This is a genomic window from Lactiplantibacillus sp. C232 (assembly GCF_023806725.1).
Taxonomy (GTDB): domain Bacteria; phylum Bacillota; class Bacilli; order Lactobacillales; family Lactobacillaceae; genus Lactiplantibacillus; species Lactiplantibacillus plantarum.
This window is the reverse complement of sequence record NZ_JAMSKZ010000069.1, coordinates 1-277: the sequence shown is the minus strand read 5'-3', so window position 1 is coordinate 277 and position 277 is coordinate 1. Positions and strand designations below refer to the sequence as shown.

The window sequence follows — 277 nt, the reverse complement described above, 5'->3', positions numbered from 1 at the left end:
CACCTTGACCACCCCATTTTAATTTAGTCGTTGTATGCGACGTCGCTGTCGATACGGTGCTATCAACACTGCTAACAAGCAGCCTAAAAAGATATATCCCATTATATGATATGTTTGGGAGGTCGTCAATAATCCTGACCAGTTCAGTCGGACACCCATCAATCGTTCAAAATGGGCTTGTGCCGTCATTTGATGATTGAAATCATGGTTGAGCGTGTCGGACATTAATGCTTGCCGATATAGCGACTCCACGTAACTTCCTGGTGTCAGTTTGACT

The 277-nt window shown here is 44.4% G+C and carries 1 pseudogene; it reads right to left on the bottom strand.

The window, feature by feature from the left end:
- Window positions 1-18 precede the first annotated feature (18 nt).
- Window positions 19-277 (bottom strand): annotated as a pseudogene (locus tag MZO41_RS16660) (ABC transporter permease); the annotation flags it as partial.